This window comes from Tolypothrix tenuis PCC 7101, from assembly GCF_963874875.1.
Lineage (GTDB): Bacteria > Cyanobacteriota > Cyanobacteriia > Cyanobacteriales > Nostocaceae > Aulosira > Aulosira tenue.
This window is the reverse complement of the sequence record NZ_CAWNJS010000001.1, coordinates 5,056,394-5,067,928: the sequence shown is the minus strand read 5'-3', so window position 1 is coordinate 5,067,928 and position 11,535 is coordinate 5,056,394. Positions and strand designations below refer to the sequence as shown.

At 43.4% G+C, this 11,535-nt stretch carries 5 protein-coding genes and 2 pseudogenes; 5 read left to right on the top strand and 2 right to left on the bottom strand.

Going from position 1 to position 11,535, the window contains the following annotated elements; all coding sequences use genetic code 11:
• Window positions 1–503: 503 nt before the first annotated feature.
• Window positions 504–1,571: pseudogene (locus AACU25_RS20060) on the bottom strand (ISAs1 family transposase).
• A gap of 419 nt (window positions 1,572–1,990) precedes the next feature.
• Between AACU25_RS20060 and AACU25_RS20055 the strand changes: the two are divergent.
• The 5 genes and pseudogenes from AACU25_RS20055 (at window position 1,991) to lnt (ending at window position 8,705) form a co-directional block, all read left to right on the top strand.
• Window positions 1,991–2,365: a response regulator gene (locus AACU25_RS20055; protein ID WP_096578624.1), complete on the top strand. Its 375-nt coding sequence runs from the start codon at window positions 1,991–1,993 to the stop codon at window positions 2,363–2,365.
• Window positions 2,366–2,589: 224 nt separating this feature from the next.
• Complete coding sequence (locus AACU25_RS20050) at window positions 2,590–3,036, top strand: hypothetical protein (protein WP_096578622.1); 447 nt, start codon at window positions 2,590–2,592, stop codon at window positions 3,034–3,036.
• Window positions 3,033–3,353, top strand: a pseudogene (locus tag AACU25_RS20045) (Mo-dependent nitrogenase C-terminal domain-containing protein). Before AACU25_RS20050 ends, AACU25_RS20045 begins: the two are co-directional and overlap by 4 nt.
• A gap of 774 nt (window positions 3,354–4,127) precedes the next feature.
• On the top strand, window positions 4,128–6,728 hold the full coding sequence (gene gyrA / locus AACU25_RS20040) for a DNA topoisomerase (ATP-hydrolyzing) subunit A (RefSeq protein WP_096578618.1): 2,601 nt from the start codon (window positions 4,128–4,130) through the stop codon (window positions 6,726–6,728).
• Window positions 6,729–7,208: 480 nt separating this feature from the next.
• Window positions 7,209–8,705 carry an apolipoprotein N-acyltransferase gene (gene lnt, locus AACU25_RS20035; protein ID WP_321206658.1) on the top strand — a complete coding sequence of 499 codons (1,497 nt, stop codon included), beginning with the start codon at window positions 7,209–7,211 and terminating at the stop codon, window positions 8,703–8,705.
• 429 nt (window positions 8,706–9,134) lie between these two features.
• Here the strand turns inward: lnt and AACU25_RS20030 are convergent, their stop codons facing one another.
• Window positions 9,135–11,528 (bottom strand): EF-hand domain-containing protein, encoded by a 2,394-nt coding sequence (locus AACU25_RS20030; RefSeq protein WP_096578614.1) that lies wholly within the window; start codon window positions 11,526–11,528, stop codon window positions 9,135–9,137.
• Between the last annotated feature and the right edge of the window lie 7 nt (window positions 11,529–11,535).

Sequence of the window (11,535 nt, the reverse complement as noted above, 5' to 3'; positions counted from 1 at the left end):
TGAAATTACCAATGTAAAATTCAACAAACAAGAAGGGTAGCAAAACAGCGAGTTTGAGCTTTTCAATTCACTGATGCACAGGTAGCCTTTCTAGCTGCTGCACCTTGAAGTTAACAGCAAAGGTTGAGGAACTTGTGAGGAAGATATAGCAAAAATGAAAGAGCAATCTCAGTAAATTTAACGAGAACATCAAGCTCTGGCTCCAGTCACAAGAGGCAGGGGAGCCATACGTGTCAACTTAACGTGAAACCCGCTTGGTTGCAAGGTTTCGCCCTCACCCCCAGCCCCTCTCCCTGTGGGTGAGCTACGGTGTATACACAAGTTATCGAATCACTACCATTCCTCGAATTACCCCACCCTAACCCTCCCCTTGGAAAGGCTACGGTGTACACACAAGTTATCGAATCACTACCAGTCCTAGAATTACCCCACCCTAACCCTCCCCTTGCAAAGGGGAGGGAACTAGATTTTCTTGTTTCCCCCCTTGGCAAGGCAGGGCTGTTTCATTCCACAAGATGAAGGAGTTTGTCAATATCATGAGAGAGAAATCTGTGAGCAATTGTGATGGAATGATAACCATTGCGACGAAGAATATTGAGTGCGATCGCTCTGATAATGGAAAGATTAGCAGGAGCGTTGCCAAGACGGATTGTAGAACAATCCTCTTTGAAAACAACGTCTTTCACCCAGTGAAGGCAGTTTTCGATACCCCAATGACCACGAATACCGAGAGCAAATTCCTTGGCGCTGGCGATCAGACTGCTAATATAACAAACAATTTCATGATATTTCTTACCCTTTCTCGTACCAATTCTTTCGACCCTGACTAAAGATTTTATTCCAGTCCATAACGGGTCAATTCCATTGATATCATGAAAGACTTCTACAGTACGTGTTGTACATCTATCTCTAGTTTTTTCGGTCTCAACTATACGAGAAGTAGGTTTTTTTGTAGCAGCAATACGTTGAATATGACTATGTAGTTTGGGCTGATTATCTTTAACAGCAATGACATAATCATTACCGCCCTCGATAATTATTTGACAAGTTTTTTTTGACAATGTAAGGAATCAAAGCTCAAGACCACACCTTCTAGACCCAATGCTGTGACTAACTCTTGTACAACTTGAATTTCGCTTTTATGCTGGTTCTCAAATTTCTCCATCCCGATAACCAGCCCTTTTTTTCCAGCAAATACTGATACTATGCTCACAAAATTCTGATGAGATGAACTATAGTTTTGTACTGTACCCTTAATACTTTTGCCGTCTATAGCACACCATTGTGATACCTCTAAATCCACATAATTTTTTGCCCATTCATTAAATTTATGAGCCAGTTTATCGAAATCCACTCCCATGACTATACGTCGGATTGTTGAATATGAGGGAACCCCATGTTTTTGAATGCCAAATTTATTTATTAATACTCGACTATGCCTTTTGACGAAATCCCCCCATCCCCGATATCCCACGTATCCATTCATTGTTCCCATTATGACAAATAGCAACACCAGCCACAGTGGATGTCTTCGTCCATCAGTCGTTCTAAAATCTTCCACTTGCTTTAATTGTTCAATCAGATCTGCACCCATATTTTTTCCCCTCAACACTTGCTATTTTACGTGTTTTAGGGAATGAAACAGCCCTGCCTTGGCAAGGGGGGATTAAGGGGGGTAAAACCCGGATCTCAAAATAACTCCGATTTGTGTGTACACCGTAGCTTGGAAAGGGGAGGGGAGCAAGAGATTTAGTTCCCGAAGGGGTTAGGGGATGAGGGCGCGAGGTATTTGTACAACGCCTGCTCCCCCTACTCCCTGCCCCCTGCCCCTCCGCCTCTTTGGTTACCAATTTACATAAATAAGCCGATGGGAATAAATCGAACTATGCCAAGCAATATAAGATTATAAAAACAACCGTTGAAAACCCTTGAATAACAGGCGCGTAGCCCTGTATTACGTACTTTAGGCAAGGGACGAAACTAGACTTGTATGACTACGAAACACATTCTCATCGTTGATGATGAATATGATATCCGGGCTGTAGCTGAACTCGCCTTGAAAACTGTAGGCGGTTGGCAAGTTTCCACTGCGGCTTCTGGAAGTGAGGGATTGGCTAAAGCAATTGCCGAACAACCAGATTTGATTTTGTTGGATGTGATGATGCCTGATATGGATGGAATCGCTACCTTTCAAGCTTTACAAGCGAATCCCACCACAAAGCCAATTCCCGTGATTTTGCTAACAGCCAAGGCTCAAGCTACCGAACAGCGCCGATTTGCGGAACTGGGAGTGCAAGCAATTATTACTAAGCCGTTCAAAGCCATGAAATTACCTGGCCAAATCGCCAGCGCTCTCAACTGGTAGCCAAGAAAAATTTTTTCTAAATCTTTTTCATCTCCACAAGTTCTGCATTTTTGAGTTTTACAGTTAAAAGCAACTAGAAAAACCACTAACTCGGTAACACCTTAACGGGGTAGAGCAACAACTCTCCTCTACCCCATTTCCTCTCTCTCAACGATGTGGAAAGTTAAGCTCTCGATTTAGTAGCTAGTGGCTAAGTTGTTATTGCTGTATTTTCTTTGGTGAATATGCAAGATTTAGAAATGTTCCACTTCCATCTAGAAAGAGCCCTTTATATCTTAAAGTTCCGTGATAAAAAACTAGCTGAATGTTGGGTAACTCAACTAAATACTAGTATGGGAGTTCAACATACAGAATCTTTTTTAACAGCAGCAGTATTGGAATTGTCTTTGACAGATACCAAAACATTTCACTGGGTGTTAGATAACTTATGTGCTTGGAGACCTTACGCACATTTATTAGTAGAAGTTACCAGATTTACTCTAAAAAAACTTATTAGCAAAGGATTTATTCCTAGCCAAGACTTTAGTTTTGATGCTCAAGGTAAAATCTTGATGCATGAACAAACTAAAAAAGCAATTATGGCAGATGTTTCCGAATCTGACCGCCTCTTCATGGAAAAAGTTTTAGTCATTCCCCAACAATCTCAACAAATTCCTTCCCTAACAGTATGATGTCTACCAATCAGTCAGCTTCTATCAATTTCGCTCAGGTTTTACTACAACCACTACGTCAACGCCTCATATCTCTCAAAATCGAAAATTGCCGATTAGCACGCTTTATCTGCAAAATGATTCCGGCTAGTTGTCCTTTTGAGCGAGAAATTAAATTCTGCGATGGCTTCGCCAAAGCCTTCGGCTAACGCACTTTACTTCACATTCCTCCCCTCTGTAAACTCAATCCTTTCTACGAACAGTTTATTGAGCTACGTTTCCGCGCTTTAAGTTATTTGGCTGATGAGCTTGGCGAAGATGTGACAATTTATTGTTAACCCAACATACCACTTTGCTGGATGAGTAAAGACAAAATTCAAAATAATAACCCCAAGAATAAATCAGAGGGCTTAAATAAAGGTTATTTCAGATTTTTCGGGTGAATCAATTTTTAGGCTTGTATCTTAATTATTTGTTCACTCCTCTAAGTCTTGAATTAGTTCTTTCTTTTGGGCAATATATCTACTCAACTCAACTCGATTCAGTGGTACCACTATTGCACTGCGTCGGATAGGCCGTAAAATCATATCCAGAGTGCAAGATGAACTACTAGCTTTTCTATAAACGCAAGAAAAACTAATTCCAGGTATACGAAAGTAATCGCCAATGCGTAATTGTTGAAAAATCATAGTAGCTTTAGCGTCTCTCAAAAAATTAATGATTATAAAAGTCTTAAAGATTACCCATAGTCAATACCGTTATCCTACATTTACTCAGTGATGTCGATAGTTAGATTAACATCTAATTTTATGAAAATCATAGAACTCCTGATGTATTAGAGTTTTTGATGTTGAATTTTAAATTGCTTATATATTTCAGGCTTTTTAGTTAGCTGCTCTTAACTCGTCAGCAAAAGCCTGTGTAGGACAGTCATTGACCATCTCCTAATTAGTAGCCTCCTTACTTGCCTGAATCCGCTCTCCCGGCAAGAAAAAGCAATATGTGCTAGAATTGTACCAAAATATGGCAATTATTCAAGAGTAATTTGGAATAATTTTGCATTTTGTCAAGAACAAGGGCTAAAATCTGCGATTTTTGGAGTTTTTTAGGTTATGACAACCTCACAGGAGAGGATTATCCCGACAGATCTGCGGAACGAGATGTCCCGGTCTTATCTGGAATACGCCATGAGTGTGATTGTGGGTCGGGCGCTACCAGATGCCAGGGATGGTCTGAAACCTGTGCATCGTCGCATCCTCTACGCAATGCACGAGCTAGGTTTGACGCACGATCGCCCGTTTCGTAAATGCGCCCGTGTAGTTGGGGAAGTTTTAGGTAAATATCATCCCCACGGTGATACGGCGGTGTATGATGCGTTGGTGCGGATGGCACAGGATTTTTCCATGCGATCGCCCCTAATTAACGGGCATGGTAACTTCGGTTCCGTAGACAACGATCCCCCAGCCGCAATGCGATACACAGAATGTCGCTTGCAAGCTTTAACTGGCACAGCTTTACTCCACGACATTGAGTCCGAAACCGTAGATTTTATTGATAACTTCGACGGTTCCCAACAAGAACCCACAGTTCTACCAGCACGTATTCCCCAGTTACTATTAAATGGTTCCTCGGGGATTGCTGTGGGGATGGCGACCAATATCCCACCGCACAATTTGGGCGAATTGATTGATGGATTAGTAGCACTGATTCACAATCCAGAGATCACTAATCTGCAGTTAATGCAATTTATCCCCGGCCCCGACTTTCCCACAGGGGCGCAGGTGTTAGGAACATCAGCAATTAAAGAAGCTTACACCACTGGGCGCGGTTCCATTACCATGCGTGGTGTAGCTAACATCGAAACTATTGAGCAACGGGGAAGACCAGAAAGAGAAGCAATTATCATCACCGAATTGCCCTATCAAACCAACAAAGCCGCATTAATTGAAAAAATAGCCGAGTTGGTGAATGAAAAACGCATCGAGGGAATTGCAGATATCCGTGATGAAAGCGATCGCGATGGGATGCGAATCGTCATCGAACTCAAGCGCGATGCTTATCCCAGAGTAGTACTGAATAACCTCTACAAGCAGACCCCACTGCAAGCCAACTTTGGGGCGAATATGCTGGCGTTGGTGAATGGGGAACCCCAAACCCTGACACTCAAGCAGTTCTTAGAAGTATTCCTCGATTTCCGCATCGAATCAATTAATCGCCGCACCAGATATGAACTGCGGAAAGCGGAAGAACGCGACCATATCTTACAAGGCTTATTAATTGCTCTAGCGCATTTAGACGCAATTATTAACTTAATTCGCCATGCTTCTGATGCGCCCACAGCCAAAGGTGAACTAATCACCACCTATGGGCTATCGGAAGTCCAAGCCGACGCAATTTTACAAATGCAACTGCGACGGTTAACAGCCCTAGAAGCAGATAAAATTCGCCAAGAACACGAAGATTTACAAGCGCAAATTGCCGACCTGCAAGATATTTTGGCACGCCGGGAAAGAGTGCTGTCAATCATTGAAGACGAAATTTCACAAATCAAAACTAGCTTTTCCACACCCCGACGCACAGTCATTACCCATGCTGAGGGAGAAATTGATGACCTTGACTTGATCGCCAATGAAAAAGTGATCATTTTGCTAACAGAGCAAGGTTACATCAAACGGATGCCAGTTAATACCTTTGAAGCCCAAAGCCGTGCTACCAGAGGGAAAGCAGCAGCGAAAGTTAAAGATGATGACACCATCGAACATTTCTTAACTTGCTGCGATCACGACAGCGTTTTATTCTTTAGCGATCGCGGTGTCGTTTACTGTCTAAAAACTTATCAAATTCCTGTGGGTTCTCGTACTAGCCGGGGTACTCCCATTGTGCAACTGTTACCGATTCCCAAGGAAGAAAAAATCACCTCTATTGTCCCAGTAGATGAATTTACCAGCGAAGAATTCTTGGTGATGCTGACCAAAGGTGGCAATATCAAGAAAACCGAATTGGCAGCATTTAGTAACATCCGCGCTAACGGTTTAATCGCTATATCCTTAGAAGAAGGCGATCAACTGCGCTGGGTACGTCGCGCGAGGGTAGAAGATAGCGTGATTGTCGGTTCTCGTCATGGGATGGCGATTCACTTTAGATGTAACCACGAACAATTGCGTCCTTTAGGTAGGGCGACGCGTGGTGTAAAATCGATGAAACTCAAACCAGGTGACGAACTGGTGGGTATGGATATCCTCCCCGCAGCCATTCTCGATACCTTGAGTACGGTTACAGAAACTGAAGCCGAAATCGAAGAAATCATCGAAACCGAAGAAATTGAAACCGAAGAAACCACAGAAGTCACAGCTAACACTAGTCCTGGCCCTTGGGTGTTAGTAATTACAATGGGTGGATATGGCAAACGCGTACCTGTAGCCCAATTCCGCTTGCAAAACCGCGCTGGTCAAGGTTTAATGGCAACCAAATTCAAAAACCGCAAAACCAAAGACCAATTAGCCACCTTACAGATTGTCAACAGCGATGATGAAATCATGATGGTTACCAATCGCGGTATTATTATTCGTCAAGCTGTCAATGCCATTTCTGTACAATCGCGATCGGCAACAGGCGTAAGAGTACAGCGCTTAGACGACGATGATGCGATCACCGGAGTAGCGATCGTTCCTCCCGATAGTGGTGAAACAGGCGAATTAGAAGAGGCAGAATAAAGCATGACATCTTGGATAAACTCTTGTGCAAGTTTATCCAAGTGTTAATCAATTTTGACTGATGTACCTGATTTAAAAACACAGACTATACCCAATACTTGTCGGTGAAGGGCAAAAGGGGAAGGGGAAAAGGGGCAAGAAAAAACCTTTAACCCTTACCCCTTTACCATATTATTTAAAAGTAAATTTAAATCGAATTTGGGGCGTGATTGAGCAGAATTTGCCTCAATTAAAGGCAACTGTTGAGGTGATACCATTTTGAAAAAAGAACGCGACAGATGGGTAGGGGCACGGCACCAGTAAGATATTTGATATGCCAAAAGATTGAGAATGCCGTGCCCTTACAAAGAATTTATCTGTCGCAAACATTATTTGAATTGGTATGATTTTGCAAGAATTGGGGTAGTTGTGAAATATCAAACAAAAAAGCTGTTTTCATCCTTTAGCCTTTACACTTTAGCCTTGATTAGTGGGGTATTAATGGGGCTAACTGTGGCTCCTGTGGGCGCATGGTTCCTCGCTTGGATAGCCCTTGCTCCTCTCTGGGTTTTAATTAACAAAGAAACTACGCAATTAGCAGGTAAAAGGCGAAAATTTCTCCTTTTACCTTTATTTTGGGGTATTGGCTATCATGGATTAGCTTTATTCTGGATTACCGGCATTCATCCAATGGATTGGTTGGGTGTTCCTTGGCTAGCGAGTTTGGCAATTACCACCTTCTGTTTGACATTCGTTACCCTTTGGGGGGCAGCAATAGTAGTTGTGTGGGCGGCTTTGATGGTGCGTTTCGCAGGCAAACAGCCGCTTTTGCGCGTGCTGATTGGCACAGCTATTTGGTGTGTTTTAGAAGGCATTTGGAGTGCTGGCGATTTGTGGTGGAGTTCGCTTTCTTACACACAAAGTCCGCATAATTTAGTAATTTTACATTTAGGGCAACTAGCTGGGCCAAGTGCTGTGACAGCCGCAATTGTCGCAGTAAATGGTTTAATTGCTGAAGCTTGGATACACCGTAAAGACAAGAAAATTTACGCGAATCAATATTTAGCGATCGCCACTGGATTATTCATTACTCTACACATAATTGGTTTTAGCTTATACAGCATTCCCCTAAGCAAACCTGCAGACAAGGCTTTAAAAGTAGGAATTGTTCAAGGTAACATTCCCAACATTATTAAACTTAAACCAGAAGGATTGCGAAGAGCGATCGCAGGTTACACCAATGGCTATTTAACTTTAGCAGACCAAGGTGTTGATGCTGTCTTAACTCCAGAAGGGGCTTTACCGTTTTTTCAGCGTGACTTAGGCACAACTCCCATCATCTCCGCCGTCAAGGAAAAAGGCGTAGTAGCTTGGATTGGGGCTTTTGGCGAACAAGGACGCAGCTACACCAATAGTTTATTTACCTACACAGGTAACGGCGAAGTTGTCAGCCGCTACGACAAAACCAAACTCGTACCCCTGGGTGAATATATTCCCTTTGAAGAGATTTTAGGTAAACTGATTCAGCGCTTATCGCCATTGGATGAACATCAAGTGCATGGTTCACCCAATCAAATATTTGATACACCATTTGGGCGTGCGATCGCAGGTATTTGTTACGACTCCGCTTTTTCTGCTCAATTTCGCCGTCAAGCGGCTGCGGGTGGGCAATTTATCCTCAGTTCCTCCAACGATGCCCATTACACTGCTGCTATGCCATTCCAGCACCATGCACAGGATATTATGCGGGCGATTGAAACCGATAGATGGTCTGTGCGGGCGACAAATACAGGATATTCAGGGTTTATTGACCCTCATGGTAAAACCTTGTGGATATCTGGCTATAATACCTACGAAATTCACTCCGAAACCATATATAAACGGCAAACACAAACTTTATATGTGCGTTGGGGTGATTGGTTGACACCTTTGTTATTAATATCCAGTAGTGCAGCTTGGCTAGTGAATTGGAAAATTCAACGTGCTGTTGAAGATTAGGGACTTCCAACTAAAAAAATATTCCATCCCTGCGGGACGCTACGCGTTAAGCGTAGCTATGCCGTAGGCTTTACGCTGTGTATGCAGAAAAAGCAGAGGAGAAAGAATCTGACAGATGGGTAGGGAACCAATACTTGTCGGTTAAGGGGGAAAGGGGAAGGGGAAAAGGGGCAAGAAAAACCTTTAACCCTTACCCTTTCACCTTTTCCCCAAACCAAATTCCGAGTATAAAATCCTTAACCGAGCAGTATTGGGTAGGGAACAGTGCTGTGCCCTCCGAATGATTTATCGGTCGCAAACATTGTTTGAATCGGTACAAGTAGCCGTCATGAACTGGTTACACCAGAACACATAAAAAATTCATTAATCCCCCTTGCTCCCTGCTCCCTGCCCCCTACTTTTTCAAGTCAGTTAATGCGAGTACTTATATTAAATCACTTCCACAAATACGCCACTGCGGGCATACTCTTCTTCTTCAGGAGTAAAGTGGGGAGTTTGATCGACAATTTCCGGATCAAAGTGGTAGGTTTCCTGAAGAAATTGTCCGGCGATCACAGCTGCTTCCAATTCTTGAATATAATCTTGGGCTAGGATGCAAGCTTCCCTAATGCCTGACTCATCGCCTTTTTCTAACAGCTTTTGCAGCGTTACTCTTACACCAGCTAGCCGCGATGCTGGTTTAATAATTCCATAGAGGCGGTATAATCGCTCAACGGAGATGCTGAGGTGTTTGAGTGCTTTGCTGCGTGCCAATTCGGAGTCGAGACTGGGCCAGTAGCGGGTAGTGTAAAAAGCTTTCTCATCCTTGTGATACCATTCTTCAGAGCGAGCAATTGATGAGGAAACGGTGTTATGTAGTTTCCAGAAAAATAAGCGCAAGGCGGGGCCATCTACAACTGTAGACAGCTTGGCTTCCATCGATACTTCAAAATTATTCAGTTGCGGATCGCGTCCCAGCAATAAATATTCTACTGGGTACATATCGACTTCTTTGTTCTGCACCACATACATATTTAGGTGGTGGCGACAGTAAGGGCAGGGGTACATTGTGGCAAATAGTTTAAAGAAATCTTTGAAGATTTCTACCACCGCTTTTTGCGCTGCATTTGGCTTGGTACAGACAATTTCTGCTGTGGTGTGGAAAAATCGCCACACAGCAGGGCCAATATAATAAGGAAAGCTGACGCGCATCTGGGAATCCTTCACGTCACTTCTTGCCAAATAGACATCAATGAATGCTACATACTGGGATAGTGCCCCTGACTCACGCCCAAACTCTTGGCGTTCACGCCGTTTTTGTACACCATTAAGATAGTGATGTGTCAAACGCCATGCCTGCTTCACGGCTAGCTTTTGTTTAGGAGTACATTGAGCAAAGTTTTGTACTACATCTGCCCCATAGCGGTCAAATTCTCCAGATGCTTTGGTATCTTCATACCATTGAGTTAACGCCGCTTCATCAAGTACTGTGTTGCTTGGGATATCTGCAGCAGTGTTGACACTGAAGGCAGCTAGCAGCTTTGGCATAAAATCTTCATACCAATAAGCTACAGGCATCATCGCACCGGATATTTCTTCTGAAGCATCAGAGAGGATGACGCGGTGCCATTGCTGGAGGTAATCTTTGGGATTGCCTGCTGATTTAGCGGGTGGTGGGGCAAGTTCTGCATTCAGTTCCATCTGTCTGAGACGGTTGAGTTCGTTGATGGCAAGTACACCAGAGGCAATATCACGAAAACTGAATTGCTTTTTCTTGACAGTAATCGCAAACTCAACCCCGGCGGCAAACTTCTCTCTGACGGAGATTGATTTACGCCGTGTTTCCTGCATCGCTTTTTCCTCAGCCAGCATCTGGGGTGTTTTTTCGATGGTGTTCCAGTTCTTGATGCGGTGTTGGAGTCGGGCGTATTCTGCTTCGATGGATTCAACAACGGCATCTAATAAGGGGTAACAAGCTTTTTCTACGACATCTAACCCTTTATACAATGCGATCGCTTTTTGGACAAACTGCACAAAGTCGGTAATTTTGTAGGGCAGGTTTCTCACGCGCAGGTGGGTTTCGTGGTTGGCGGAAAAACTTTCACGGAAGCTGCGATAGGCAGCCCCTTGAATCAGGCGGAATAACCCGATTTGCATTTGCAGGCGAGAAGTGGCGCGTTCTTTTTGATCTTGGGGATGTTGGGCAAGCAGTTCTTTGAGTCGCGCTACTTCTTTGTCGTCGCTCTTTATTTCCTGTGCAGGAGATGTGATGGTTGATAATGTAGGTGCTGCCGTAGTAGCCGCTATCTCTGAGGTGACGGTGGGTGAATTATTTGTTGGGGAAATAGTAAAAGAAATGGGTGAATCTTTATAGCCTGTGGTGATTTCTGACTCTTCTGGAACCAGTTTCATGAACTCTTGAAAGTCAATTGAGGCATCGCCATCATGATCGACTTCTTTAATCATCTCATCAAGTTCTTGATCCGTCAGTCCAAACTGACTCATGATGCTGTGTAGCTCGTTTGTGGTAATCTGACCGCTACCATCTTCATCAAACACACTAAATGCCAACTTAAGACGGCTTTTGCGATCGCCTTGCACTGACACCATCAGGGTTTTGAATTCCTCAAAATCAATACTACCTGATAAGTCAATATCTACCTCTTTGATCATATCTCGCAAATCTGTTTCACTAGGACTTTGCCCCAGCGATCGCATTACTTGCCCTAATTCATTTGCTGAGATATTACCGCTACCATCAGCATCAAATACTTTGAATGCTTCCCACAGCTTTGTTACCTCTTCTTCACTCATCACATTTTTTTCTAGTTCTACCGTTGCCATCAATTCA

Bases quoted from the DNA above. Each gene is read 5' to 3' on its own strand.
- lnt (WP_321206658.1), top strand. From the start codon at position 7,209: ATGGGGCTAACTGTGGCTCCTGTGGGCGCATGGTTCCTCGCTTGGATA.
- AACU25_RS20030 (WP_096578614.1), bottom strand. From the start codon at position 11,528: ATGGCAACGGTAGAACTAGAAAAAAATGTGATGAGTGAAGAAGAGGTA.
- AACU25_RS20055 (WP_096578624.1), top strand. From the start codon at position 1,991: ATGACTACGAAACACATTCTCATCGTTGATGATGAATATGATATCCGG.
- gyrA (WP_096578618.1), top strand. From the start codon at position 4,128: ATGACAACCTCACAGGAGAGGATTATCCCGACAGATCTGCGGAACGAG.
- AACU25_RS20050 (WP_096578622.1), top strand. From the start codon at position 2,590: ATGCAAGATTTAGAAATGTTCCACTTCCATCTAGAAAGAGCCCTTTAT.